21 protein-coding genes and 1 pseudogene are annotated in these 25,531 nt (G+C 72.6%); 5 read left to right on the top strand and 17 right to left on the bottom strand.

The features are described 5' to 3' along the window. Window positions 1-45: 45 nt before the first annotated feature. The 5 genes from BGP03_RS14450 to BGP03_RS14430 form a co-directional block, all read right to left on the bottom strand. The gene (locus BGP03_RS14450) at window positions 46-384 is read right to left on the bottom strand and encodes a P-II family nitrogen regulator (protein WP_296375883.1); all 339 of its coding nucleotides are present in this window, start codon (window positions 382-384) and stop codon (window positions 46-48) included. Window positions 385-387: 3 nt separating this feature from the next. Further along, entirely contained in the window at window positions 388-1,788 is a 1,401-nt protein-coding gene (locus BGP03_RS14445) for an ammonium transporter (RefSeq protein WP_298801085.1), read from the bottom strand. A 140-nt stretch (window positions 1,789-1,928) separates the two neighbouring features. After that, complete coding sequence (ftsY, locus tag BGP03_RS14440; RefSeq protein ID WP_299736519.1) at window positions 1,929-3,614, bottom strand: signal recognition particle-docking protein FtsY; 1,686 nt, start codon at window positions 3,612-3,614, stop codon at window positions 1,929-1,931. Window positions 3,615-3,885: 271 nt separating this feature from the next. Then, window positions 3,886-7,515 carry a chromosome segregation protein SMC gene (gene smc, locus BGP03_RS14435; protein WP_296375877.1) on the bottom strand — a complete coding sequence of 1,210 codons (3,630 nt, stop codon included), beginning with the start codon at window positions 7,513-7,515 and terminating at the stop codon, window positions 3,886-3,888. Window positions 7,516-7,558: 43 nt separating this feature from the next. Beyond that, window positions 7,559-7,849 carry an acylphosphatase gene (locus BGP03_RS14430; RefSeq protein ID WP_298798407.1) on the bottom strand — a complete coding sequence of 97 codons (291 nt, stop codon included), beginning with the start codon at window positions 7,847-7,849 and terminating at the stop codon, window positions 7,559-7,561. Window positions 7,850-7,871: 22 nt separating this feature from the next. Here BGP03_RS14430 and BGP03_RS14425 point away from each other — a divergent pair, with 22 nt between their 5' ends. Then, window positions 7,872-8,582 carry a CAP domain-containing protein gene (locus tag BGP03_RS14425; RefSeq protein ID WP_298798406.1) on the top strand — a complete coding sequence of 237 codons (711 nt, stop codon included), beginning with the start codon at window positions 7,872-7,874 and terminating at the stop codon, window positions 8,580-8,582. A 162-nt stretch (window positions 8,583-8,744) separates the two neighbouring features. Here the strand turns inward: BGP03_RS14425 and BGP03_RS14420 are convergent, their stop codons facing one another. The 7 genes from BGP03_RS14420 to kdpF all read right to left on the bottom strand — a co-directional run bounded on the left by BGP03_RS14420 (window position 8,745) and on the right by kdpF (window position 16,782). Beyond that, window positions 8,745-8,912, bottom strand: a complete 168-nt coding sequence (locus BGP03_RS14420) for a hypothetical protein (RefSeq protein WP_296375039.1) — start codon at window positions 8,910-8,912, stop codon at window positions 8,745-8,747. A 129-nt stretch (window positions 8,913-9,041) separates the two neighbouring features. Beyond that, window positions 9,042-9,734 carry a response regulator gene (locus BGP03_RS14415; protein WP_296375036.1) on the bottom strand — a complete coding sequence of 231 codons (693 nt, stop codon included), beginning with the start codon at window positions 9,732-9,734 and terminating at the stop codon, window positions 9,042-9,044. Continuing rightward, window positions 9,731-12,244, bottom strand: coding sequence for a DUF4118 domain-containing protein (locus BGP03_RS14410; RefSeq protein WP_298798405.1), 2,514 nt, complete (start codon window positions 12,242-12,244; stop codon window positions 9,731-9,733). The genes BGP03_RS14415 and BGP03_RS14410 overlap by 4 nt, the downstream gene beginning before the upstream one ends. Before the next feature lie 65 nt (window positions 12,245-12,309). Continuing rightward, window positions 12,310-12,924, bottom strand: coding sequence for a potassium-transporting ATPase subunit C (locus BGP03_RS14405; protein WP_296375032.1), 615 nt, complete (start codon window positions 12,922-12,924; stop codon window positions 12,310-12,312). A 2-nt stretch (window positions 12,925-12,926) separates the two neighbouring features. Next, complete coding sequence (gene kdpB / locus BGP03_RS14400; protein ID WP_296375030.1) at window positions 12,927-15,023, bottom strand: potassium-transporting ATPase subunit KdpB; 2,097 nt, start codon at window positions 15,021-15,023, stop codon at window positions 12,927-12,929. Next, window positions 15,020-16,693 carry a potassium-transporting ATPase subunit KdpA gene (gene kdpA / locus BGP03_RS14395; protein WP_296375028.1) on the bottom strand — a complete coding sequence of 558 codons (1,674 nt, stop codon included), beginning with the start codon at window positions 16,691-16,693 and terminating at the stop codon, window positions 15,020-15,022. The genes kdpB and kdpA overlap by 4 nt, the downstream gene beginning before the upstream one ends. Next, entirely contained in the window at window positions 16,693-16,782 is a 90-nt protein-coding gene (kdpF, locus tag BGP03_RS14390; RefSeq protein WP_296375026.1) for a K(+)-transporting ATPase subunit F, read from the bottom strand. The genes kdpA and kdpF overlap by 1 nt, the downstream gene beginning before the upstream one ends. A 357-nt stretch (window positions 16,783-17,139) precedes the next feature. Here kdpF and corA point away from each other — a divergent pair, with 357 nt between their 5' ends. The 4 genes and pseudogenes from corA to BGP03_RS14375 all read left to right on the top strand — a co-directional run bounded on the left by corA (window position 17,140) and on the right by BGP03_RS14375 (window position 21,181). Next, entirely contained in the window at window positions 17,140-18,174 is a 1,035-nt protein-coding gene (gene corA / locus BGP03_RS14385) for a magnesium/cobalt transporter CorA (RefSeq protein WP_296375023.1), read from the top strand. 405 nt (window positions 18,175-18,579) lie between these two features. Further along, on the top strand, window positions 18,580-19,785 hold the full coding sequence (locus tag BGP03_RS35910) for a molybdopterin cofactor-binding domain-containing protein (protein ID WP_363093770.1): 1,206 nt from the start codon (window positions 18,580-18,582) through the stop codon (window positions 19,783-19,785). Further along, complete coding sequence (locus BGP03_RS35905; RefSeq protein ID WP_363093768.1) at window positions 19,766-20,824, top strand: hypothetical protein; 1,059 nt, start codon at window positions 19,766-19,768, stop codon at window positions 20,822-20,824. Before BGP03_RS35910 ends, BGP03_RS35905 begins: the two co-directional genes overlap by 20 nt. Before the next feature lie 11 nt (window positions 20,825-20,835). Further along, window positions 20,836-21,181, top strand: a pseudogene (locus tag BGP03_RS14375) (2Fe-2S iron-sulfur cluster-binding protein). Window positions 21,182-21,223: 42 nt separating this feature from the next. Here the strand turns inward: BGP03_RS14375 and mutM are convergent. The 5 genes from mutM to BGP03_RS14350 all read right to left on the bottom strand — a co-directional run bounded on the left by mutM (window position 21,224) and on the right by BGP03_RS14350 (window position 25,505). Beyond that, the gene (gene mutM, locus BGP03_RS14370; RefSeq protein WP_296375021.1) at window positions 21,224-22,105 is read right to left on the bottom strand and encodes a bifunctional DNA-formamidopyrimidine glycosylase/DNA-(apurinic or apyrimidinic site) lyase; all 882 of its coding nucleotides are present in this window, start codon (window positions 22,103-22,105) and stop codon (window positions 21,224-21,226) included. 77 nt (window positions 22,106-22,182) lie between these two features. Next, window positions 22,183-22,905, bottom strand: coding sequence for a ribonuclease III (rnc, locus tag BGP03_RS14365; RefSeq protein WP_296375020.1), 723 nt, complete (start codon window positions 22,903-22,905; stop codon window positions 22,183-22,185). A 44-nt stretch (window positions 22,906-22,949) separates the two neighbouring features. Next, window positions 22,950-23,132 (bottom strand): 50S ribosomal protein L32, encoded by a 183-nt coding sequence (rpmF, locus tag BGP03_RS14360; protein ID WP_296375018.1) that lies wholly within the window; start codon window positions 23,130-23,132, stop codon window positions 22,950-22,952. A 42-nt stretch (window positions 23,133-23,174) separates the two neighbouring features. Next, on the bottom strand, window positions 23,175-23,660 hold the full coding sequence (locus BGP03_RS14355) for a YceD family protein (RefSeq protein WP_296375046.1): 486 nt from the start codon (window positions 23,658-23,660) through the stop codon (window positions 23,175-23,177). Window positions 23,661-23,771: 111 nt separating this feature from the next. Beyond that, window positions 23,772-25,505: a lytic murein transglycosylase gene (locus BGP03_RS14350; RefSeq protein WP_298800812.1), complete on the bottom strand. Its 1,734-nt coding sequence runs from the start codon at window positions 25,503-25,505 to the stop codon at window positions 23,772-23,774. Between the last annotated feature and the right edge of the window lie 26 nt (window positions 25,506-25,531).

The following is a 25,531-nucleotide window of genomic DNA, read 5'->3' as shown; positions in this document are numbered from 1 at the left end:
CGCTGCGCAGCAGCGCTGCGCGACGGGCCCCTCCCTGCGATCGGATCAGATCGCGTCGTGCCCACGTTCCCCGGTGCGAACCCGGATCACGCTCTCGACCGGAGTGACCCAGACCTTGCCGTCACCGATCTTGCCGGTACGCGCGGCCTCGACGACCGCGTCGACCACCTTGTCCGCGAGGGCGTCGTCGGCGACGACCTCCACACGGACCTTCGGCACGAAGTCGACGGAGTACTCGGCACCCCGGTAGACCTCGGTGTGGCCCTTCTGCCGGCCGTATCCCTGCACCTCGCTGACCGTCATGCCGAGGACGCCGATCTGCTCCAGCGCCCCCTTCACGTCCTCCAGCACGAACGGCTTGACGATCGCCGTGACGAGCTTCATGCCTCAGCTCTCCTTGCTTGCGGTGACCGCGACCGGTGCGGCGTTGACGGCCGAGTGGACGCCGCTGAACGTTCCACCACCGCGGAGCGTCGAGAAGTCGTACGCCGTCTCGGCGTGCTCCGTCTCGTCGATGCCCGTGACCTCGTCCTCGTCGCTGACCCGGAAGCCCATCGTGTACTTGATGAGCAGCGCGAGCAGCGCGGTGAGGATGAACGAGTACAGCAGCACCGAGAAGGCCGCGATGGCCTGCTTGCCGAGCTGCGTGGCGTCGCCGCCGTAGAACAGGCCGTTGGCCCCGAGTGAGTTGACGCTCGTGGTGCCGAAGAACCCGATCAGCAGCGTGCCCACGAGACCACCGACGAGGTGGACGCCCACGACGTCGAGCGAGTCGTCGAAGCCGAAGCGGAACTTCAGCGCGACGGCCAGCGCGCACACGATGCCGGCGATGAAGCCGATCGCGATGCCGCCCAGCGGGCTGACGTAGCCGGCCGCCGGGGTGATGGCGACCAGGCCCGCGACGGCACCGGACGCGGCGCCGAGGGTGGTGGGCTTGCCGTCCCGGAACTGCTCCGTGATCAGCCACCCGATCGTGGCCGCCGAGGTGGCCACCATCGTGTTGGTGAACGCGACGGACGCGAGGTCGCCCGCGGTCAGGGCCGAGCCGGCGTTGAAGCCGAACCAGCCGAACCACAGGAGGCTGGCCCCCAGGAGCGTGAACGGCAGGTTGTGCGGCCGCATCGGCTCCTTGGGCCAGCCGCGCCGCCTGCCGAGCACGATCGCCAGTGCGAGACCCGCCGCACCGGCGTTGATGTGGACCGCCGTACCACCCGCGAAGTCGAGGGCGCCCAGCTTGCTGACGTTGGCGATCCAGCCACCGACCGCATCGGCCCCCACGAAACCGTCGAACGAGAACACCCAGTGGGCGACCGGGAAGTACACGATCGTGACCCACAGGGCCACGAAGACCGTCCAGCTCCAGAACTTGAGACGGTCGGCGACCGCACCCGAGATCAGGGCCGGGGTGATCACTGCGAACATCAGCTGGAACATCGCGAAGGCCAGCACCGGAAGGGCATCCGGTCCGGGCCACGCGACGGCGGCGACGCCCGTCTGGGCGTTCGCGGCGACGGCGAACCCGGCCAGCTGGCCGACGGTGTTCTGCAGCCCGACGAACTCGAAGCCGCCGAGGAGGCCGCCTCCGATGTCGTTGCCGAAGGCCAGGCTGAAGCCGTAGAGGACCCACAGCACGCCGACCACGGCGAGCGAGATGAAGTTCATCATGAGCATGTTGAGGACGCTCTTGCTACGGACCATTCCGCCGTAGAAGAACGCCAGACCCGGGGTCATGAGCATCACGAGCGCGGCGCTCGCGAGTACCCACGCGGTGTCTCCGGAATTGAGCACGGTTTCCCTCCTGCTGTCGGCCAGGCTGGAGGGAATACTCAGGGTGACGTGTTTCGATGAACGACACCGTTTGTTGCGTACCAGTGAACTGGTCGGAGCCGGAGGTTACGTCCGGATTACCGAACCCGGAACTGGATCATTCAGCCGAGCAGGGCGTCGACGAATGCCGAGGGCTCGAACGGCGCCAGGTCGTCAGGACCCTCCCCCAGGCCGACGAGCTTCACCGGCACGCCGAGCTCGCGCTGCACCCGGAAGACGATGCCGCCCTTGGCCGTACCGTCCAGCTTGGTCAGCACGATCCCCGTGACCTTCACCACGTCGCCGAAGACCCGGGCCTGGGTCAGCCCGTTCTGGCCGGTCGTGGCGTCGAGGACGAGGAGCACCTCGTCCACCTCGGACTGCCGCTCGACCACGCGCTTGACCTTGCCCAGCTCGTCCATCAGGCCCGTCTTGGTGTGCAGCCGGCCCGCGGTGTCGAGCAGGACCGCGTCGGCGCCCTCCTCGGCCCCCTGCTTGACCGCGTCGAACGCGACGCTGGCCGGGTCGGCCCCCTCGGGCCCGCGCACGACGGTGGCCCCGGCGCGCTCACCCCACGTCATGAGCTGTTCGGCCGCCGCGGCCCGGAACGTGTCGGCCGCGCCGAGCACCACGTGCCGTCCACCCGCGACGAGCACCCGCGCGAGCTTGCCGGTGGTGGTGGTCTTGCCCGTGCCGTTGACGCCGACGACGAGCAGCACCGCGGGCCTGCCGTCGTGGGGCAGCGCACGGATGGAGCGGTCCTGGTCGGTGCCCAGCGCGTCGGTGAGGACGTCGCGCAGCAGGGTGCGGGCCTCGCCGGGGGTGCGGACGGCGCGCCGCGCCATCTCGGTGCGCAGCGTGCCCACCAGCTCGAGGGTCATGTCGGGCCCGAGGTCGGCCTGCAGCAGCGTGGCCTCGACGTCCTCCCACGACTCCTCGTCGAGGTCTCCGGCGCCGAGCAGGCCCAGCAGCCCCTGGCCGAAGCCCGACCGGGACCGGGCGAGCCGCCCCCGCAGCCGCTCCATGCGGCCTTCGGCGGGGGCGATGTCGTCGGCCGGGGCGGCGGCGGGCGGCGCAGCGGCGGCGGGCGGCGCGGCTGGCGACGCCGCGGACTCCGGGACGGGCGGGGCCGCGGGCTGGTCCGTGTGCGGCGGAGCGACGTCGGCCGGAGCGGCAGGCGCGGTCGGGCCCGCCTGCTCGGTCGGGCCGGCGTACTCGGTCGGGCTGACTTGCTCGGTCGGGCCGGCGTACTCGGTCGGGCTGACTTGCTCGGTCGGGCCGGCGTACTCGGTCGGGCTGGTCTGCTCGGTCCTGCTGGTCTGCTCGGTCGAGCTGGCCGGCGCCGACGGCGTCGTCGAGCTGGGAGGCGCCGTCGGCGCCGTCAGATCGGCCGGCGCGGTCGGCGGCGTCGGGCTGGCCGGCGCCGGCGGCGAGCTGGGTGCCGTCGACGGGGCAGACGCATCCGGGGTGGTCGGCCCGGCCGCGGGCGGCTCGGTCGACGTGGCCGCGGGCGGCTCCGTCGGAGTGGCCGCGGGCGGCTCCGTCGGAGCGGGCGCGGGCGGCTCCGTCGGAGCGGGCGCGGGCGGGGTGTCTACCGCGCCGCCCGAGGAGAAGCTGAAGCCGCTCTCGGCCTGGTAGGTGCCGCCACGCCGGGGCGGGGCGGTGTCGGGGCGGGTTCCGCCCTCGAGCTCCTCCGCATCCCGCAGGCTGATCCGGCGCCGTCGCCGGAGCACGAGCCCCGACACGAGGGCGATGAGCAGGACCGCCGCGACGACCGCGACGACGATCCACAGGGTCTCCGTGGTCACGGTCCCACCCTGTCATGCCGCGCCGCACGACGAGCGCCCCGGCCATGATCGCGTCGCCGCGCACGGCGCGGTCCCGGCGACGGCCGCAGGGTGCGGCCCGGCAATGATCATGAAATGGGCGCGCCCGCGTGATCGCCGGGAACCGCACTCCAGCGCCTGCGGTGGGCATCAAGGTGCGGCCGGCGGCGATCATGCCGGGGCGACCGCCCCCCCACACCCCGCTCCCGCACCGCGCACCCGCCCTTCCGCCGAACGGCACGGTCGTCGGAACCTAGGCGACGACCGTGCCGTTCGTCGGGGTCGGGTGGGGAGCCGTGCGGAGGCGCTGGCTGATCACCGTCGTGATGCCGTCGCCGCGCATGCTCACGCCGTAGAGGGCGTCCGCCACCTCCATCGTCGGCTTCTGGTGCGTGATCACGATGAGCTGGCTCGTCTCGCGCAGCTCCTCCATCAGCGAGATCAGCCGGCGCAGGTTCACGTCGTCCAGCGCCGCCTCGATCTCGTCGAGGATGTAGAACGGCGACGGGCGGGCGCGGAAGATCGCCACCAGCAGCGCCATGGCCGTGAGCGAGCGCTCGCCACCGGAGAGCAGCGACAGGCGCTTGACCTTCTTGCCCGGTGGCCGCGCCTCCACCTCGACGCCGGTGGTGAGCATGTCGTCGGGGTCGGTGAGGATCAGCCGACCCTCGCCGCCGGGGAACAGCGTCTGGAAGACGATCTCGAACTCGCGCGCGACGTCCGCGTAGGCCTGCGCGAACACCTCGAGGATCTTGTCGTCCACCTCGCGGACGACGGTCAGCAGGTCGCGGCGGGTGTTCTTGAGGTCCTCCAGCTGCGTGGAGAGGAAGCGGTAGCGCTCCTCCAGGGCCGCGAACTCCTCCAGCGCGAGCGGGTTGACCTTGCCCAGCAGCACGAGGTCCTTCTCGGCGCGCTTCTCACGGCGTTGCTGGTCGGCGCGGTCGTACCGCATGGCCGGCGGCGGGGTGACGTCCTCACCGCGCTCCTTCGCCGCCTCGTACTCGGCCATCTCCGACGCGGACGCGGGCACGGGCGCCTCCGGCCCGTACTCGCGTTCCAGGTCCTCGACGCCGAGCCCGTGGTCCGACAGCACCTTCTCCGTGAGCTGCTCCAGCCGGAGCCGGTTCTGGGCGCGCAGCACCTCGTCGCGGTGCACGGCGTCGGTGAGCTTCTCCATCAGCCCGGTCAGGCGCGTGGTGGTGAGCCGGGCCTCGCCCAGGGCGCGCTCGCGGGCGTCGCGGGCGGCCGCGGCCGCGTCGCGTTCCGTTGCGGCCGCGGCGAGAGAGACGGCGATGCGCTCGCACGCCCGCTCTCCCGCGTCGACGACGAGCGCCGCGATCCGCGCGCCGTGCTCGCGTGCCACCCGCGCCGCGGCGGCGCGCTCCCGGGCGTGACGCTCGGCGGTGGCCTGGCGGCGCAGCGCGTCGGCGCGGCCGGTGACGGCGCGGGCGCGCTCCTCGGCGGTGCGCAGGGCCAGCCGGGCCTCCACCTCGTCGGAGCGGGCGGTGGCCAGCGCGTCGGCGGCGGCGTCGCGGATCTCGGTGTCGGGCTCGTCGTCGACGGGCTCGTCCTCGGCCACCGCCAGCTGCTTCTCGGCCGCCTCCAGCGCGAGCAGGGAGTCCGAACGGCGGGTCTCGACGGCGTCGCGGCGGGCGCGCAGCCGCTGGGCCTCGGCGGTCGCCGAGCCCACGGCCTGCTCGAAGCGCCCGAGCTGCGCGGATGCGGCGGCGCGGCGCTGGTCGGCGGCGTTCTGGGCGGAGCGGGCGGCCTCGGCGTCGGCGAGCCGGGCGGCCTCCTCGGCGCGCGCACCCTCCAGCGTCGGTAGCAGCCCGGCCAGCTCCTCCTCGACCTGGTCGCGCGCCTCGACCGCTTCGTTGACGGCGGCCTGCACGTCCAGCGCGCTCGACGCGGTGCCGGACCCGCCGTGGGCCCGGTCGGCGGCGAGCACGTCGCCGTCGGCGGTGACGGCGGTGACGGCGGGGTCGGCGCCGACGACCGCCCGCGCGATGTCGAGATCGTCCACGACCAGAACCCCGGCCAGGAGCCGGGAGACGGCAGCGGCGAGGGAAGGCGCAGCAGTGACCCCCTGGAGGGCCCACCGAGCGCCCGCCGGAGGTTCAGGAAAGCCACTCTGCTGTCGCGAGAGGTCCTGAAAGTGGCTTTCCTGAACCTGGGAACCCACCACCAGCGCGGCGCGGCCCGCGTCGCGGGTGCGGAGCTCGCGGATCGCCTCCGCCGCCGCCTCGGCGCCCTGCACCACGACGGCGTCGGCCAGCTCGCCCAGCACCGCCGCCACCGCCGTGCGCGCCCAGGGCGCCACCGTGACCAGGCCGGGGACCGTGCCCAGCACGCCCTCGCGCTCGCCCTCCAGCAGCGCCGCGGAGCCGTCGCGGCGGGCCAGGCCGACCGAGAGTGCGTCGACCCGCGCCCCCCAGTGGGCGCGCTGCTTCTCCACCTCGCGCTCGCGGGCCACCAGCTCCGCGACCCGGGCCCTGGCGCTCTTGTGCGCCTCGACGGCCTCCGCGGTGCGCGCGGCGAGGCCGGAGTCGCCGTCGTCGGCGTCGCCGAGGGCCTCGCGGGCGGTCTCCAGCTCGGTCTCGGCGACGGCCGTGCGCTCCTGCGCCTCGGCGAGCGCCTCCGAGAGGCGTTCGATCTCCTCCGCGGTGGCGGCGGCCCCGCTGCGCAGGGCCTCGGCCCGGCCGGCCAGGGTGGCCAACCCGGCCCGGCGGTCGGCCAGGGCCCGGACCGCAGCGAGATGGGCGCGCTCGGCGGCGGCGAGGGTGCGCTCGTGGTCGGTGCGCTCCTCGGTGATGCCGGCGAGACGCTCCCGGGCCTCCTCGACCGTCGCGACGAGCAGCTCCTCCTGCTCGGCGGCGGCGTCGGCCTCGGCGTCGAGCTGGTCGGGATCGCGGCCGGGCGTGCGCGCCTCACCCGCGTCGGCGAGGTGGCGGGCGCGCTCCTGCGCGAGCCGGACGGTGCCGTTGAGCCGTTCCGTGAGCGCCGAGAGCCGGTACCAGGTGTCCTGCGCGGCGGCGAGGCGCGGCGCGTCCTCGGCGAGGGCGGCCTCCAGCCGCTCCTGCTCGACGCGGGCGACGGACAGCTGCTCCTCCACCTCGGCGCGACGGGCGCGGGCCTGCGACTCGTCGGCCTCCTCCTGGGCGAGCTGGTCCCGCAGCGTCACCAGGTCGTCGGCGGCCAGCCGCAGCCGGGAGTCGCGCAGCTCGGACTGCACGGCCTGGGCCCGGCGCGCGATCTCCGCCTGCCGGCCCAGCGGCTTGAGCTGACGGCGCAGCTCGCCGGTGAGGTCGGTCAGACGGGTGAGGTTGGCCTGCATCGCGTCGAGCTTGCGGAGGGCCTTCTCTTTCCTCTTCCGGTGCTTGAGGACGCCCGCGGCCTCCTCGATGTAGGCGCGGCGGTCCTCGGGCTTGCTCTGCAGCACCGAGTCGAGCTGGCCCTGCCCGACGATGACGTGCATCTCGCGGCCGATGCCGGAGTCGCTCAGCAGCTCCTGGACGTCGAGCAGCCGGGCACGGTCGCCGTTGATCTCGTACTCGCCCGCGCCGTCGCGGAACATCCGACGGGTGATCGACACCTCGGCGTAGTCGATGGGCAGCGCGCCGTCGGAGTTGTCGATGGTCAGGGTCACCTCGGCGCGGCCCAGGGCGGCGCGGCCGGACGTGCCGGCGAAGATGACGTCCTCCATCTTGCCGCCGCGCAGCGCCTTGGCCCCCTGCTCACCGAGCACCCAGCTGATGGCGTCCACGACGTTGGACTTGCCCGACCCGTTGGGCCCGACCACGCACGTGATACCGGGTTCCAGGCGCAGCGTCGTGGCCGAGGCGAAGGACTTGAAGCCCTTCAACGTCAGGCTCTTGAGGTGCACGGTTCTCCCCGGGACGGTCGGGGAAGCCTACCGACGCGTCCGTTCAGGCCTCCGAGAAGCCCGTCCACCGGCCGGTGGCGTCGCCCCACTGCTCCACGACCCCGTCGACACGCCCCGGGGTGGCTCCCCCACTCAGCGCAACCAGGAGCTGCTCACAGGCAAGTTGATCACCCTCCGCGACGACCGCGACGCGCCGGTCGGGGAGGTTCCGGGCCTCGCCGACGAGGCCGAGCTCGAGGGCGCGGCACCGCGTCCACCAGCGGAAACCCACGCCCTGCACCCGTCCGGCCACCCACACGGTGAGCCGAACGGCGGAATCGCCACTGGTCCTCATGGGACTGCTACGTTACCGCACCGTGATCACAATCGGTCGTCGCGGCGGGCCGCTGCTCGTCGGCCTGACCTCCGGCGCGATGGTCGTCGGTGCCGTGGCCACGGCCCAGCCGGCCGAGGTGGCGCCGGCGGAGCTGAGCGCGGCACTGGGCACCGGCCCGACGTTCGCCACCGCCACCGCGCCCGTGACGGACGCTCCCCTCCTGGACTCGCTCCCGACGGCGCTCGCCCCTCCACCGACGCTGCCGTCGACGACGACACGCCCGGCTCCGACCACCACGCCGAAGGCCGCCTCCCGAGCCGCCACCACCCGCCCGGCCCCCGCTCCGCGGCCGGTGACGAAGACGGTGGCGCCGACCGTGTCGGGCAGCCAGACCGCGCAGGTCGTCGCGCTCACCAACCAGGCCCGTGTCAACGCCGGCTGCGCCGCCCTGCGTGTCGACCCCCGCCTCACCGCGGCGGCCCAGGGCCACAGCGACGACATGTCCGCGAGGGGCTATTTCGCCCACGACAGCCTCGACGGCCGGACGTTCTCCGACCGCATCACCGCGCAGGGCTACCCCTCCCCCGGCGGCGAGAACATCGCGCAGGGCCAGCAGGACGCGCAGGAGGTGGTGACGGCGTGGATGAACTCGCCGGGCCACCGCCGCAACATCGAGGACTGCTCCTTCACGACGATCGGCGTCGGACTGGCGGGCACGGACGAGTACTGGACCCAGGACTTCGGCCGCTGAGCCGTGATCGGCAGGAGTGGGCGCCGGGCGCCACGTCTGGCCGCGAGTGCCCACTCTCGACGATCATGAGTGCGGGCGCACAGGGACGTCGGCGACCACGGCTGCCTGCTCGATGTCGCGCCGGGCTCGACACCGGTCGGAGCGGCGGCGTGATCTTTCCGGTCAGGCTGCCGCCGGCGCCGGCGTCTCCGGGATCTCGGCCGGACCCTCCTCGGGGCGGCCGTCGAGGTCGTGCCGGCTGAACCTCGGCAGGCTCCAGCCCGCGCGGATGAGCAGGTTGCCCTTGCGGCGGTCGTGGCGGCGGCGCACCGGGTCGAGCCGCCGCGTCACCGTCCGGGGCTCATCCCCAGCCCGAGCACCCGGGCCCGCGAGACGACCCCGGGCCTGCCGGGAGAACTGGCCCACGAGATCGCCGGGGGTGGGCGCCACATCCGGCCGCCAGTGCCCACTCGCGGCGATCTACAGCTCGAACCGGTAGCCCATCCCCGCCTCCGTGATCAGGTGTGTGGGGTGGCTGGGCTCCGCCTCCAGCTTGCGACGAAGTTGGGCCATGTAGACGCGCAGGTAGTTGGTCTCGGTGCCGTAGTTGGCCCCCCACACCGTGCGCAGCAGCTCCCGCTGGCCCACGAGCTTGCCGCGATGGCGCACCAGCAGCTCCAGCACACCCCACTCGGTGGGTGTCAGGTGCACCTCGGTGCCGTCGACGCGGATCACCTTCTTCGCCGCGAGGTCGACGGTGAAGTCGCCGGCGTCCACCACCGGCTCGCCGTCCACCGCCGAGACGGCCGCGCGCCGCACCGCCGCCCGGAGCCGGGCCAGCAGCTCGGCCATCCCGAACGGCTTGGTGATGTAGTCGTCGGCGCCGACGTCGAGGGCCCTGACCGTGTCGGCGGAACCCGTGCGCGCCGACAGCACGATGATCGGCACGCTCGTCCAGCCGCGCAGGCCCTCGATCACCTCGGTGCCGTCCATGTCGGGCAGGCCCAGGTCCAGCACGACGACGTCGGGGTGCCCGCCGGCGGCCGCGCGCAGGGCCGAGCCGCCGTCGGGCGCCAGCAGGACGTGGTAGCCGTGCGCGGTGAGGTTGATGCGCAGGGCGCGCAGGATCTGGGGGTCGTCGTCCACGACCAGCACGCGGTGCTGCTGGTTCACCTGCCCACCTCCGGCAGCGAGACGACGACGGTGAGCCCGCCCCCCGGGGTGTCCTCGGCGGTCAGCGAACCTCGCATGATCTCGGTGAACCCGCGGGCCACCGACAGGCCCAGCCCGACACCGCTAGCGCCGTCGCGGTCACTGGGGTCGGCCCCGCCGAGTCGGCGGAACGGGGCGAACAGCTCGGCGCGCGCCTTCTTCGGCACGCCCGGCCCGGCGTCGACGATCCGCAGTTCCACGCGGTCGGCGTAGGCACTGGCGCGCATCACGATCGGCGCGTCGCCCGCGTAGCGCAGCGCGTTGTCGATGACGTTCGCGACCACCCGTTCCAGCAGCCCCGCGTCGGCGACGACGTCGGGCAGCGCCTCGTCGATCTCGATCTTCACCCGGCTCGCGCCCTCCAGCCCGGCCAGCGCCCGGACCGCCACCTCGTCGTAACCGATGGGGGCGAGCAGCGGGGTGACCGCCCCTGCCGCCAGTCGCGACGAGTCGAGCAGGTTGTCCACGAGGGCGGTGAGCCGGTCGGCCGACTCCTCGACGGTGGCCATGAGCTCCATGCGGTCGCCGGCGGAGATGCGCAGGGTGGGGTCGCGCAGGCTGCCCGCCGCGGCCTTGATCGAGGTCAGCGGGCTGCGCAGGTCGTGGCCGACGGCCGAGAGCAGGGCGCTGCGGGTCTCGGTGACCTCCGCGCGGCGCCGCGACACCTCCGCCTCCACCGCGGCGCGCTGGCTGCGCAGGGCCAGGAGCGCCTGCCCACCGGCCACCTCGAGCAGCCGCCGGTCGGCCGCGGGCAGCGAGCGACCGCTGCCGACCAGGTGCAGGTTCTCCTCCACCTCGACGTCGACGTCCGCCTCGTCCGGGGTGGCGCACCCCAGCGGGCCGGACGAGGTGACGCAGTTCCAGCGATCACCCGCACGCTCCAGCAGCGCCACCGAGTGCAGCCCGAAGGCCTCCTTGACCTTCTCCAGCAGGCGGGGGAGGGGCTCGGTGCGGGTCAGCACCGTCCGCGCGAACGACGCGAGCAGCGCACCCTCGGCGCGGGCGCGGGCGGCCTGCTGGGCCCGCCGGGCCGCCCGGTCGACGACGAGCGCGACGAGCACCGCGACGACGATCATGGCGGCCACCGCGACGATGTTCTCGGGCTCGGCGATGGTGATCGAGTAGAGCGGCGGGGTGAGGAAGTAGTTGAGCAGGAACCCGCCCACCACGGCCGCGAGCACGGCCGGCCCGAGCCCTCCGACGAGCGCGACGACGACGGTGGCGAGGAAGTACAGCACCACGTCCGTGGACAGGCCGATGACCTCCTGCAGCAGCACGCCGATCCCGGTGGCTACCCCCGGCAGCACGACGGCGAGCACCCACCCCAGCGCCTTGCGGAAGAACGACAGACCACTGCGCAGCGCCGGCAGCCGCAATCCGCGACCGGCCTCGTCGTGGGTGACCATGTGGACGTCGATGGTCCCGGAGTCCTGCACCACGCGGGTGCCGACACCCTCGGCGAACATGCGGGCCGCCCGGGAGCGCCGTGACGTGCCGATGACGAGCTGGGTGGCGTTGGCGCCGCGGGCGAAGTCGAGCAGCGCCGTGGGCACGTCGTCCCCACCGACGACGGTGTGGAAGCTGGCGCCGACGTCCTCGGCGAGGGTGCGCAGCCGGGCCACGGCGCCGACCGGTGCGCCGGCGAGCCCGTCGCCGCGCAGGATGTGCACGGCGAGCAGGTCGGCCGCTCCCGAGCGCTTGGCGATGCGGGCCGCGCGGCGCAGCACCGTCTCGCTCTCCTTGTCGCCGGTGAGCGCGACCACGACCCGCTCCCGCGTCTCCCAGACCTCGGTGATCTTCTTGTCCGAGCGGTGGCGCTGCAGCGCCACGTCCACCTCGTCGGCCACCCACAGCAGCGCGAGCTCGCGCAGCGCCGTCAGGTTGCCGGGCTGGAAGTAGTTGGCCAGCGCCGCGTCCACCTTCTCCGCGGCGTAGACGTTGCCGTGCGCGAGGCGCCGGCGCAGCGCCTCCGGGGTGATGTCGACGAGCTCGAGCTGGTCGGCCTTGCGCACCACCTCGTCGGGCACGGTCTCCTTCTGCCGCACACCGGTGATCCGCTCGACGACGTCGTTGAGCGACTCCAGGTGCTGCACGTTCACGGTCGTCAGCACGTCGATGCCCGCGTCGAGCAGCTCCTCGACGTCCTGCCAGCGCTTCTTGTGCCGCGAGCCGGGCGCGTTGGTGTGCGCGAGCTCGTCGACCAGCACCAGCTCGGGGTGGCGCGCGAGCACCGCGTCGAGGTCCATCTCGTCGAGGCCGGGGTGACCGCCGATCCGGCGGCGCGGGATGATCTCCAACCCCTCGACGAGCTCGGCGGTCTTGACCCGGCCGTGCGTCTCGACGATGCCGACCACCACGTCGGTGCCCCGTTCCTGGCGGCGACGGGCCTCCCCGAGCATGGCGAAGGTCTTGCCGACGCCCGGAGCCGCCCCGAGGTGGATCCGCAGTTCGCCGCGCCTGGTCACGTCCACAGTTTGCCCTCCGGGCTCGTGCGCGGTTATCGGTGCCCGGGCACCGATAACCGCGCACAGTCGGGTCAGCGCGCCGCGGCCACCGCGAGGTTCAGCGTGGTGACGGCGACCGTCGGCTCCCCGAGGAAACCGAGGATCCGGCCCTCGGTGGAGTCGGCCACCAGCTTCTGCACCGCGGCGACGGGCAACCCGGTCACCCGCGCCACCCGCGCCACCTGGATGGCGGCGTAGGCGGGGCTGATGTCCGGGTCGAGGCCCGACGCCGAGGCCGTGACGGCGTCCGGCGGCACCTGCGAGGGGTCGACGCCGTCGCGCGCGGCGATGGTCGCCTTGCGCTCGTCGACGGTGTCGACCAGCTTCGTGTCGAACGGGCCCTTGTCGGACCCGCCCGACGTCGACGTGTCGGCCGGCCCGAGCGCGTTCTCCGACGACGCCGACGGCCGGGTGTGGAAGTACGGGTCGGCGTTCGGATCCTTCGCCACCGGGTCGATCCCGATCAGCGACGAGCCCGCGGGAGTGCCGTCCTTCGCGGTGACGATCGAGCCCTCGGCGTTGCCGGCGAGCCCGGGGATGTGGGCCACCCCGTAGGACAGCGCCGGGTAGATGATCCCGCACACGATCGTGAACAGGATCAGGACGCGCAGCCCCGTGGCGGTCTGCCGCCAGAACGTGGTGAGCATGGTCAGATCCCCGGAATCAGTCGGACGAGCAGGTCGATGAGGAAGATCCCGACGAACGGCGTGACGACGCCGCCCAGTCCGTAGATCAACAGGTTGCGGCGCAACAGGTTCGCCGCGCTGGTGGGTGTGTAGCGCACACCGCGCAGGGCCAGCGGGATCAGCGCGATGATCACCAGCGCGTTGAAGATCACCGCCGAGAGGATCGCCGACTGCGGCGTGGCCAGGCCCATGATGTTGAGCGCGCCCAGCGGCGGGTAGAGCACCACGAACATGGCCGGCAGGATCGCGAAGTACTTCGCGAGGTCGTTGGCGATGCTGAACGTGGTGAGCGCTCCGCGCGTGATGAGCAGCTGCTTGCCGATCTCGACGATCTCGATGAGCTTGGTCGGGTCGCTGTCGAGGTCGACCATGTTCCCGGCCTCCTTGGCCGCGGCCGTCCCGGTGTTCATCGCGACGCCGACGTCGGCCTGCGCGAGCGCGGGGGCGTCGTTGGTGCCGTCACCGGTCATGGCGACGAGCCGCCCACCCGACTGTTCCCTGCGGATCAGCGCCATCTTGTCCTCGGGCGTGGCTTCGGCGAGGTGGTCGTCCACCCCGGCGTCGGCCGCGATCGCCCGTGCGGTGCGCGGGTTGTCACCAGTGATCATCACCGTGCGGATGCCCATGGCCCGCAGCTCGGCGAAGCGGGCGGCCATGCCGGGCTTCACGACGTCCGACAGGCGGATGACGCCGAGCACCTTCGTGGTTCCGGCGAGCGCAGCGTCAGCGGAGCGAGAATCAGCGCCGTACCGGACCGCGACCGCGAGCGGCGTGCCGCCCTCGTCGGAGATGCGGTCCTGGATCTCGGTGATCTCGATGGACGCGCTGTCGGCCCAGGCCATCAGCGAACCGGTGGCGCCCTTCCGGATCTCCCGCCCGCCGAGGTCGAGGCCGGACATGCGGGTCTGCGCCGTGAACGGCACGAACTCCGCGACGGCCTCCTCCGCGGTGGCCTCGGCCGGCAGGCCGAAGTCGCGGGCGCACAGGTCGACGATGCTGCGGCCCTCGGGCGTCTGGTCGGCCAGCGAAGAGAGCCGCGCGGCCTCGGCCAGCTCGGCGACGTCCACTCCGGACACCGGTACGAACTCCGTGGCCTGCCGGTTGCCGAACGTGATGGTGCCGGTCTTGTCGAGCAGCAGCGTGTCGATGTCGCCCGCGGCCTCGACGGCCCGGCCGGACGTCGCCAGCACGTTGCGCTGCACCAGCCGGTCCATGCCCGCGATGCCGATGGCGGACAGGAGCGCACCGATCGTCGTCGGGATGAGGCAGACCAGCAGCGCCGTCAGCACGATCAGCGACTGCCCCTGGCCGGCGTAGAAGCTCATCGGCTGCAGTGCCACGACGGCGAGCAGGAAGATGATCGTCAGCACGGCCAGCAGGATCGTCAGCGCGATCTCGTTGGGGGTCTTCTGCCGCGACGCGCCCTCGACCAGCGCGATCATGCGGTCGACGAACGACTCCCCCGGCTTGGTCGTGATCGTGATGACGATCCGGTCGGACAGCACCGTGGTGCCGCCGGTGACCGAACTGCGGTCGCCGCCGGCCTCGCGGATGACGGGCGCCGATTCGCCGGTGATCGCCGACTCGTCGACCGTGGCGATGCCCTCGACGACGTCGCCGTCACCGGGGATGGTCTCACCGGCCTCGACGACCACGCGGTCACCGATCCTCAGGTCGGTGCCGGGGACGTTCTCCTCGTTGCCTGATCTGTCGAGCCGCCGGGCGATCGTGTCGCGCTTGGTGGCGCGCAGCGACTCCGCCTGCGCCTTGCCGCGGCCCTCGGCCACGGCCTCGGCGAGGTTCGCGAACAGCACCGTGAGCCAGAGCCAGATCGCGATGAGGATCGAGAACGCGCTCGGGGTGCTGACCGCCGCGACCGTGACGACCACGGACCCGACCCACACCACGAACATGACGGGGTTGCGCAGCTGCGCGCGCGGGTCGAGCTTGCGCAGCGCGTCCGGGGTGGACGCTAGCAGCTGGCGGGGGTCGAACGCCCCGGCCTTGACGGCGGCGCCCGTGGCGACCTCGGCGGTGGGCCGTTCTTGCACGGCGGTCATGACAGTGCCTCCACGATGGGCCCGAGCGCGAGCGCGGGAAAGAACGTGAGTGCGGCGACCAGGATGATCGTGCCGCCGACCAGGACGCTGAACAGGACGCCGTCGGTGGGCAGCGTGCCCGCACCCGCCTCGACCTTCTTCTGCCGGGCGAGACAGCCCGCCAGCGCCAGCGTCGCGAGGATCGGGACGAATCGGCCGAGCAGCATGCAGATGCCGAGGGTGGTCTGGAAGAAGTCGCTGGTCACCGTGATGCCGGCGAACGCGCTCCCGTTGTTGTTCGACGCCGACGAGTAGGCGTAGAGCACCTCGGAGAACCCGTGCGAGCCGCTGTTGTTCATGGCGTCGCCCGTACCGGGCAGCGCGATGGCCAGTCCGACGCCGATGAGGACCAGCGCCGGCATCGCGAGGATCGAGATCGACGCGGCCGTGACCTCCCGCCGGCCCAGCTTCTTGCCCAGGTACTCGGGCGTGCGCCCGACCATCAGACCGGCGAGGAAGACCGCGATGATCGCGACGACCAGGATGCCGTAGAGGCCGGTGCCGACGCCGCCGGGCGCGACCTCGCCGAGCAGCATGTTGAGGATGGTGACGGCGCCCGCCCCTCCGCTGAGGCTGTCGTGCTGCGCGTTGATCGCGCCCGTCGAGGTGCCCGTCGTCGACACGGCGAACAGCATCGAGCCCGGTATCCCGAACCGGACCTCCTTGCCCTCCATCGCGGCGCCCGCGGCGATGGCCGCCGGGGTGCGGGCGGCGCTCTCGGAGAACCACGCGATGGCGGTCAGCGCGGCCCAGATGACGCCCATGACGGCGACGAGCACCGTGCCCTGGCGGGTGTTGCGCACCATCGTGCCGAACGTCCGGGTCAGGCTGACCGGGATCACCAGCAGCAGGAAGATCTCGAACAGGTTCGACAGCGCGTTCGGGTTCTCGAACGGGTGGGAGGAGTTGGCGTTGAAGATACCGCCACCGTTCGTGCCGAGCTCCTTGATGGCCTCCTGCGAGCCCGCCGGCGCGAGCGGGATCGTGTACTGAGCGCCGTCCACGTTCGTGACGTCGGTGCCGGACTTCAGCGACATGACCGCGCCCATGGCGACGAGCAGGATCCCAGCGACGAACGCGAAGGGCAGCAGGATGCGGACGGTGCCGCGGGTCAGGTCGACCCAGAAGTTGCCGAGGCGGTCGGTGGCCGAGCGGAGGAACCCGCGGGTCAGGGCGACGGCGACGGCGAGACCGACGGCGGCCGACAGGAAGTTCTGCACGGCGAGACCGGCGGACTGCACGGTGTGGCCGGCCACCTGCTCGGGCACATAGGACTGCCAGTTCGTGTTGGTCACGAACGAGACGGCGTTGTTGAACGCCATCGCGGGCGGGATGGTGTCGCCGTCCACGCCGCGGCCGAAGCCGAAGGGCAGGAACGGCTGGAGGCGCTGGATGAGGTAGAGCAGCACGACCGAGACGAAGGAGAACCCGATGACGCCGGCGGCGTAGGTGGTCCACTTCTGCTCGGTGCCGGCGTCGACGCGGACGACGCGGTAGAAGAACCTCTCCACGCGCAGGTGCCTCTCGCTGGTGAACACGCGCGCCATGTAGTCGCCGAGCGGGACGTACACGACCGCGAGCAGTACCACCAGCGCGCCGACCTGGAGCAGGCCGGCCACGGTGTCGGACATCAGAACTTCTCCGGGCGTAGGAGGGCCACGAACAGGTAGAGCAGCAGGCCGAGCGCGATCAGGCCGCCGATGACGTTGGCGGTGATCACTGCGCCTCCGCGGGAGGACGTACGTCGGCGGTGATCACAGCGAATCGAGTCCCCGCAACGTCAGGACGAGAAGCGCGAAGCCGCCGATCATCAGCAGCGCGTAGGCCAGGTCGGCCATGGGACCCTCCACAGGAACATGCCCACCGGTCGGTGGGCCGTCCGGCAGCATCGTCCGGTTCGGGCCCCTCGGCGACGGTCGCGAACGGCGCATTGACGCCCCGTACGTGCGGCCTTGACGCGATCCTGACGCGCCGGTGGCGCCGATCACGCGGCCGATCGGACAGCACCCAGCGGATCCGGCCCGGGCGGATATCCTGGGTCGGTGGCCGAGTAGTACCCGCCAGGCAGGAGTTCCGCATGTCCGTGGTCGACAACGCGATCTACGTGGACGGCCGCCGGTCCGTTGTCCCGACGTCGCTCGACCACACGTTCTCCGAGCTCCGCGAGTGCCCCGACGAGGGCCACAGCTTCTGCTGGATCGGCATGCTGCGTCCCGACGAGGCCGAGATCAAGGCGGTCGCCGGGGAGTTCGGGCTGCACGGGCTCGCCGTCGAGGACACGATCAACGCCCACCAGCGGCCCAAGATCGAACGCTACGGCGACGTGCTGTTCGTCGTGCTGCGGCCCGCGCGCTACGTCGACCCCGTCGAGGTGGTCGAGATCGGCGAGATCCACCTGTTCCTCGGGCCCGAGTTCGTGATCACCGTGCGGCACGCCGAGGAGCCCGACCTCAAGGAGGTCCGGCACCGGCTCGAGGGTGATCCCGAACTGCTCCGCCAGGGGCCCTACGCCGTGCTCTACGCGATCCTCGACAAGATCGTCGACGACTACGGCCCCGTTCTCGACGGCCTGCAGAACGACGTCGACGAGATCGAGGTGCAGGTCTTCGACGGCGACCCGCGCGTCTCGCGGCGGATCTACCAGCTCACCCGCGAGGTGATCGAGTTCCAGCGGGCGGTGGAGCCGCTGCGCGACCTGTTCATCGAGCTGCGGGAGCGGCTCAAGGAACGCGGAGCCGAGGCCGACCTGGAGCTGCGCCGCTCCCTGCGCGACGTGGCCGACCACGCCACCCGCGTGATGGAGCGCACCGACGGGTTCCGCCAGTTGCTCACCAACATCCTGCAGGTCAACGCCTCGCTCGTGGCGCAGCGCCAGAACGAGGAGATGGCGCGGATGACCGAGGCGGGCTACGACCAGAACGAGCAGGTCAAGCGCATCTCGTCGTGGGCGGCGATCTTCTTCGCGCCGTCGTTCATCGCCTCGCTGTACGGGATGAACTTCAAGGCCATGCCCGAACTGGAGTGGACCTACGGCTACCCCTACGCGCTGGGGTTGATGTTCCTGCTCGGTCTCGCGCTGTACCTGGCGTTCAAGCGGAAGGGCTGGCTGTAGCGCCCGATCGCGGCACCACCCGTGACCGTTTCGCCTTGTCGCCCGTGTGGGTGACACAACAGCGACACCTCGAGGTACCGGGGCGGTCTGATGTCGGATCCGCGTGAAGCTCCGAGCCCGAGGTGACACCTGCTCCCTGTCACCTGAACGAATGAGATGCGACGCGCGACCGCATTCTGCGATGCGATCGGGAGGCCACCTCCGCACGGTCGTCGAATCCTCCCCCGCTCGGCGTCGTCAGACGGCAACACGCCTGACGTACCTGCGGATTCACCCGTGAGGTCCGATGAGAGGACTCTGTTGGTGCCCGCTCATCACCGTTCGTCTGCCTTCGCGGACCCGGCACCGCGCGATATCGGTCGCCGGCGGTTCCTGGGCTATCTCATCGCCGCGCCCACCCTCGCCGTGGCAGTGGGGACCGGCATCGGCTTCCTCGACGCGACACCGGCCAGCGCCGCCGGGGTCCCGGCGCCGCCGGAGCCGTTCGATCTCTACGACCTGTCCGACGCGCTGACCGACGCCGCGCGGCCGACGGCCAACCTCATCACCGTCGTCGTCAACGAGGACGGCACGGTCTCGTTCGACCTGCCCCGCTCGGAGAACGGCCAGGGTATCCCGACGGCGATCGCCATGATCATCGCCGAGCAGATGGACCTGCCGGGCGACAAGGTGAAGGTCACCCTCGCCGACGCCCGTCCGGAGCTGCTGTTCAGCCAGCTCACCGGCGGCTCGAACACCATCCACGCCATGTACACGCCGGTGCGGGTCGCCGCGGCCATCGCCAAGGGCAAGCTCCTCGACGCGGCCGCCGCGATCATGCAGGAGCAGGCCGCCCAGCTCACCAGCCGCGAGGGTCTGATCACCGGGCCCGCCGGGCAGGTCCTCGGCTACGGCGATCTGGCGAAGGCCGCGGCCGTGTCGAAGACCGTCCCGACCGGCATCCCCACGCTCAAGCCCGCGTCCGAGTTCCGGATCGTCGGCAAGCCGACCGGCCGGATCGACGCGCGCGACATCGTCACCGGGCGCAAGAAGTTCTCCATGGACCTCGACATCGACGGCGCCGTGCCCACGATGGTCTGCCGTCCCCCGACGATCAACGGCAAGCCGAAGAGCCTCAACAACAAGGCCGAGGTCCTCGCGATGCCCGGCGTCGTCGATGTCGCGATCATCACCACTGGTGTCGCCGTGTGCGCCGGTACGGTCGACGGCGAGTCCGACGAGACCGTCTACAAGAAGCTCAAGGCAGCCACCCTCCCCCTCCTCCCGGCGGCGCCGGGCACGAAGGTGATCGACACCGAGTTCCGCTCCAACTTCGTCAGCGGCAGCCCGCTGGAGACCAACTGCGCGGTCGCCGACGTCCGCAAGGGCAGTGCGGAGATCTGGAGCGCGCTGAAGGTCCCGATCACCGCCCAGGCCGAGATCGCGGAGAGGCTCGGCCGGCCGCAGCTCGCGGTGAAGGTCCACGTCGTCCAGGGCGGCGGCTCGTTCGGCCGCAAGCTGTTCCCGGACGCCGCGCTGGAGGCCGCCGAGACCTCGCCGTCGAGACCTCGCCGCCAAGACCTCGCAGAAGGTCGGCAGGATCGTCAAGCTCATGCGGCACCGCGCGGATGACTCCCGCCAGGGCCGGGTGCACCCCGCCTGCACGTCGACGCTGCGCGCCGCCCACCTGGGCGACAAGATCGTGAGCCTGCAGCAGAACCACACCAGCGTGCGGACCGACTACAGCCACGGTCTCGGCGAGGCGATCACGGCCAGCGCGGCGAAGTTGCCCGGCGGCAACTACTCGCTCGCCCAGTCGATCTTCGTGCTCAGCCAGAACACGCCGTACAACTTCGGCGCCACCTCGCAGCTGCTCAACGAGATCGACCTGGGCTTCAACACCGGCAGCGTCCGCAACGTGTACTCCCCGAACGTCCGGACCGCCCAGGAGCTGATGGTCGACCAGCTGGCCGACGCCCTGAAGATGGATCCGTACGGCTTCCGCCGGGCCTACGCCAAGACCGACCTGCAGCGCGCGGTCCTCGACCGCGTCGCGAAGGAGGGCGACTGGGGCCGCGACATGGAGCCCGGCACCGCGCAGGGCATCGGGATGCACGTCGAGTACAAGAACACGATGGCCGCGCTCGTCGAGATCGACTGCCGGCCCGCGACGGTCAACCGTCAGATCCGCGACGCCTGCACCGGGCCGCGCGTCACGCGGGCGACCTACGTGATCGTGCCGGGCAGTCAGTGCGTCAACCCGACCGGTCTCAAGGCCATGACGATGGGCGGGATGACGGGCGGGATGACGGGCGGGATGATGGGCGGGATGATGGGCGGGATCGCGATGACCCTCTCCGCGAGCCTGCACATCAAGGACGGCACCCCGCTCGAGGCCAGCTGGGACAACTACCGCTGCACGCGGCAGTGGAACACCCCGCCCGAGCTCAACATCGTCATCATGGATCCGGACCCCGACGGCGAGGTCGGCGGGGGCGGTGAGGCCGGCGTCGCCGCCTCCATGGCGGCCGTGGCCTGTGCCTACCGCAGGGCTGTCGGCACGACGCCCACCTCGTTCCCCATCAACCACGACGAGCTGACCTTCGAGCCCTACCCGACGGTGCCGCCGCTCCCCCAGCCGCCCACCAACGGCCTCGACATCGTCAGCTAAGGAGACCCCGCGTGTCCACACACACCTTCCTCGTCAACGGCGAGCGCGTCAGCGTCGAGTGCGACGACAGCGCGGGTGAAGGACATCGCTCCCGACGACGAGGTCACCACGATCGGGGGCCTCGCCGACGGCGACACACTGCACCCGATGCAGCAGGCGTGGATCGACAACGACGTCGCCCAGTGCGGCTACTGCCAGCCCGGCCAGATCATGGCCGCGGCGGCCCTGGTCAAGCGGGTCAAGGACGAAGGCCGCGAGATCACCGACGACGATCTCGACCAGATCCGCAACATCTGCCGGTGCGGCACCTACCACCGGGTCCGCGAAGCAATCAAGGCCGGCGCGGCGTCGATGTAGACCCGGAGAGGCGGCGTGGGGGAACGCCCAGGCTCCGCCGTCTCAGGGGTGAGCCCGGCGGGGACGCGGCTGGCAGCGGGGGCAGCTGAAGCTGCTGCGGTTCATGAACGACTCGCGGCGGATCGGGGTGCCGCAGCGGCGGCAGGGGCGGTCGGCCTGCCCGTAGGCGTCGAGCGACCGGTCGAAGTAGCCGGAGTTGCCGTTGACGTTGACATACAGCGCGTCGAAGGACGTGCCGCCCGCCGCGAGAGCCGCGTCCATCACCTCGGTGGCCGCGGTGAGCACCTCGCGGCCCTGCTTGCGGGTGAGCGTCTCGGTGGGCCGGTCACCGTGCAGGCGGGCCCGCCACAGCGACTCGTCGGCGTAGATGTTGCCGATGCCCGACACGACGGTCTGGTCGAGCAGGGCCCGCTTGAGCCCGGTGCGGCGTCGCCGGATGCCGGCGACGGCGGCGTCGAGGTCGAACGCGGGGTCCATGGGGTCGCGGGCGATGTGGGCGACCGGCTCGGGGAGCAGGCCGCCGCCGACGGCGGGGACGAGCGGGTGCACCGACAGCCCGCCGAACGTGCGCTGGTCGACGAACCGCAGCTCGGGGCCGTCGTCGGCGAAGCGGATGCGGATGCGCAGGTGCTTCTCGTCGGGGCGAGGAGAATCCGCCACCAGCATCTGGCCGCTCATCCCGAGGTGGGCGAGCACGGCGTCGTCACCGGCGGCGCCGCCGTCGAGGTCGAGCCAGAGGTACTTGCCGCGGCGGCGGGCGCCGGTGATGGTGCGCCCGGTCAGGCGGGCGGCGAAGTCGTCGCCACCGGCCGGGTGGCGGCGCACCGATCGCGGGTGGGCGACCTCGACGGTCGCGATCTTCCGGTCCAGCAGATGGTCGGCGAGGCCGCGGCGGACGACCTCGACCTCGGGAAGCTCGGGCACGGCGGACCTCCCGGGGTCGTGAGCGGAAATCGGGGCCCGGGCACTGATAATCGCGCACGGGCGGCGCAGCCGCGCGGCTAGGACGCGGCGGCGGTGTTGCCGGAGGCGGCCTCGGCGGTGAGGGTGCGCCACGCGAGCTCGGCCGCCTTCTGCTCGGCCTCCTTCTTCGTGCGCCCCTCGCCGGTGCCGAGCTCGCGGCGGCTGACCACCGCGGTGGCCGTGAAGACCTTCAGGTGATCAGGCCCGTCCTCGGTGATGCGGTACTCCGGCACCCCGAGATCGGCCGACGCGGTGAGCTCCTGCAGGCTCGTCTTCCAGTCGAGGCCGGCGCCGAGCAGCGGGGCGCCCTGCAGCAGGCCGTCGAACAGGCGGTGCACGAGGCCCCGGGCCGTCTCCAGCCCGTGCTGCAGGAACACGGCGCCGATCAGCGCCTCGGTGGCGTCGGCCAGGATGCTCGTCTTGTCGCGCCCGCCGGTCATCTCCTCGCCGCGCCCCAGGTAGAGGAACGTGCCGAGGCCGGATTCGCCGCCGAGGGTGGCGGCCACGCCGGCGAGCGCGTGCATGTTGACGACGCTCGCGCGCAGCTTGGCCAGCTGGCCCTCCGGGAGATCCGGATGGTCGCGGTAGAGCCGCTCCGTGACGATGATGCCGAGCACGGAGTCGCCCAGGAACTCCAGACGCTCGTTGGTGGGCAGCCCACCGTTCTCGTAGGCGTACGAGCGGTGGGTGAGCGCGAGCGTCAGGAGGTCGTCGTCGATCTCGACACCCAGGGACGCCAGAAGGGGCCCACGGTCTCCCATGGGCCCCGGCGCCGAACGATCCACCACAGGGCAGCTCCCGGCGATCAGGCCGGGCTGATGACCTGGCGGCCGTCGTACGTGCCACAGGTGGGGCACGCGAGGTGCGGGGGCTTGGTGGCCCGGCAGGCGCGGTTCGAGCAGGCGACGAGTGTGGGAGCAGTGGCCTTCCACTGCGACCGACGTGAGCGCGTGTTCGAGCGCGACATCCGGCGCTTCGGGACAGCCACGATGAATCTCCTAGCAGGTATCGGGGTTCTCGGCCCAACAGGTCATTCGGCAGAGAGGCGCTCACGCAGAGCGGCCCATCGAGGATCCAGTGTCTCATGCCCGTGGTCGGGCGCGAGGTCGGCCCACTTCTCGCCGCAGTCGGGGCACAGACCGGGGCAGTCCTCGCGGCAGAGCGGCGCCAGCGGCAGGGTCAGGACCAGAGCGTCGCGGACGGTCTGCTCGACGTCGACGTAGTCGTCGATCACCCGCGGCAGCTCGTCGGCCTCGGTGGTCTCGTCGGTGGCCGTGTCGGGGTAGACGAACAGCTCCCCGAGCTCGACGTCGGCCTCGTCGGTCACAGGGTCGAGGCAGCGGGCGCACTCGCCCTCCAGCGCGGCGTGCACCGTGCCGGAGACGTAGATGCCCTCGGTGACCGACTCCAGCCGCACGGCCAGCTCGACGGGGCTGCCGGCGGGGACGCCGATGGTGTCGAGGCCGAGCCGCTCGGGCTCCGCGGGCGCGGGGATGCTGCGGGTGTAGGGCTTCATGGCGCCGGGGCGCCTGCCCAGCTCCCGGGTGCCGAAGACCCACGGGCTCGACGGGTCGGGGTGGCCGGGGAGGGGGTGGTGCGTACTCACGGCTTCCAGAGTAGGCCCTCGTCAGCGGGTGAAGGACACGGTCAGCCGGACGGGGCCGGAAGGTGCTCCCGCTCCCTGCACCAGCAGCCCGTTGTCGGGACCGGCGTAGAGCGCCGCGACGAGCGCGGTGACGGCCATGCGGCGGGTGCCCGCGGCCGGGGCCGAGACGACGGCGGGACCGGTGGACGCGGGCTCGGCCGTCGTGGTGGCGGACCAGGTCGCGGTGGGGCGGCGCACGGTCAGCGTCGCGGCGGCGGTGCCGGGGTCGAGGCGCAGTGTCGCCGCGGTCACCCGGCAGCCGGCCGGGAGGTCCGGGAGCGCGAACCGGAGCAGCAGGCCGGACGCGTCCGGCAGGACCCGGGTCGCCGAGGCCACCACGGTAGTCGCCGCCGGGCAGGCCGGCGGGGCCGGAGCTGCGGCGGGCGCAGTCGAAGCGGGCGTGGTGGTCGTCGTGGCAGGCGCGGTCGTGGCCGGCGCAGTTGTCGCGGGCGCCGTCGTCACCGGCCCTTTCGTCATGGGCGTCGAGGTGGCCGGCGCCGTCGTCACCGGCGGGGTACTGACCGGCGGGGGTCCTGCGGCCGCCGGGCCCGTCACCGCGGCGGTGGAGGACCCGGACGGCGGCGCATCCGACGGGGGCTGGGCCGACGGGGGCTGGGCCGGCGCGGACGGGCCGCGGTCGGGCGAGGGCGGGCCGGTGGGCAGCTGGGGCGAGACCCCGGGGGTCGAACCGCCCGGCGGCGCCTCCGGAGCGGGAATCCCCGGCACCGTGGGCACCGGAGCCGTCGGGGCGAGGGACGTCTGCGTGACCGGCGGCTGGGCGACCGGCGGCTGGGCGACGAGCACGGGCGCAGGGGGCACGGGTGCAGGGGGCACGGGTGCAGGGGGCACGGGTGCGGGGGGCGCCGGGGCACCCTCGGCGGCGGCGAGCACCTGCGGCCCCGGGTCACCCGCGGGCACCGGGCCGCTCAGGTCGGGCACCGCGGTGGTCCCCGTCCGGTACGCCGCGGCCCACGCGAGCACGTCGGCGCCGTAGGCGGCCGAGCGGTTGTAGCGGAAGAGCGCCGCGGTGGCTCCGTCGACCGTCCGCAGGTCTCCCCCGCCCGCGCACAGGTAACGGGCGGCGCCCAGAGCGGCGTCGTCGACGTTGTTCGGGTCGGCCACGCCGTCGCCGTTGCCGTCGGCCCCGACCGACCGCCAGGTGGAGGGCAGGAACTGCATCGGCCCGGTGGCGCGGTCGTAGCGGACGTCGCCGTCGAGCGCACCGCCGTCGCTGTCGGGGACCACCGTGCTGCCGGGCAGCGAGCCGTCCAGGACCGGGCCGAGGATGCGCCCGCGCGTGGTGCCTGCGGCGTCGACGCGGCCACCCGAGGCGTGCCCCGACTCGATGCGCCCGATCCCGGCGAGCAGGGCCCAGTCGATCCCGCATCCGGGGTCGGCGGCGGCCTCCAGGTCGGCGGCGTGGCGGTAGGCGGCGAGGACGCGGACGGGGATGCCGCCGTCGAGGACGCCGGGCGCGACAGGAGGCAGGGGCAGCGGCATGGGAGCGGGGGCGGCGGCCGCGGGCGGCGGCAGTGCGGGCAGCGGCAGAACCGGCAGCGGCGAGGCGGCCCGCTCCAGCGCACCCAGCTCCACCTGCACGCGCGGTGGGCCGGCGGGCACGGTCACGACGGCGTCGGTCCGGCTCTGCGGGATGCTCAGCACCGTCGCCGCCACGATGGCGGCGACGACCCCTGCTCCGGACCGGACTCTCCCCACCGGGCCGACCCTGCCATCCCGACCCC

Origin of the sequence: Pseudonocardia sp. 73-21, assembly GCF_001899645.1 — a bacterium.
In the GTDB taxonomy this organism is placed as follows: Bacteria; Actinomycetota; Actinomycetes; order Mycobacteriales; family Pseudonocardiaceae; genus Pseudonocardia.
The sequence above is the reverse complement of the archived record's forward strand: the minus strand, read 5'-3'. Positions and strand labels throughout refer to the sequence as shown.